Here is a 680-nt window from a genome sequence, read left to right on the forward strand (position 1 = left end):
AAACCGTGAGGTCAAGCAAATCCCATAAAACCATTCTCAGTTCGGATTGTAGGCTGCAACTCGCCTACATGAAGCCGGAATCGCTAGTAATCGCGGATCAGCATGCCGCGGTGAATACGTTCCCGGGTCTTGTACACACCGCCCGTCACACCACGAGAGTTGGTAACACCCGAAGTCGGTGAGGTAACCTTTTGGAGCCAGCCGCCGAAGGTGGGACCAATGATTGGGGTGAAGTCGTAACAAGGTAGCCGTATCGGAAGGTGCGGCTGGATCACCTCCTTTCTAAGGATTTTATTACGGAACATCCAGATTTGGATGAAGCATACTGTGTTGTTTGGTTCAGTTTTGAGAGAGTGAATCTCTCTAAAACTTTGTACCTTGAAAACTAAATAAGAGTAAACAAGACATCAAACTTAAAAGGCTGAAGCGACTGTTCAGTGACGTACGGACTGCGTCTGGCCATGCCAGTAAGCAAGTCTTCTTTATCGTACGAAGGTAAAGGAAGTACGCTAGTCACTAGGAGCTGAAGCTAGATTAATTAAAGCAAGGCTATTTAAATAGCACGCTTATTCATTGTAAACTTAGTTAAGTGAATAAGGGCGCACGGTGGATGCCTTGGCACTAGGAGCCGATGAAGGACGGGACTAACACCGATATGCCTCGGGGAGTTGTAAGTAAAC

At 46.9% G+C, this 680-nt stretch carries 2 rRNA genes; both read left to right on the plus strand.

Going from position 1 to position 680, the window contains the following annotated elements:
* Nucleotides 1-282, plus strand: a 16S ribosomal RNA gene (locus tag A9178_RS18355); the annotation flags it as partial.
* A gap of 301 nt (nucleotides 283-583) precedes the next feature.
* A 23S ribosomal RNA gene (locus tag A9178_RS18360) occupies nucleotides 584-680 on the plus strand; the annotation flags it as partial.

Source organism: Oceanobacillus sp. Castelsardo, assembly GCF_001659985.1.
GTDB lineage: Bacteria > Bacillota > Bacilli > Bacillales > Amphibacillaceae > Oceanobacillus.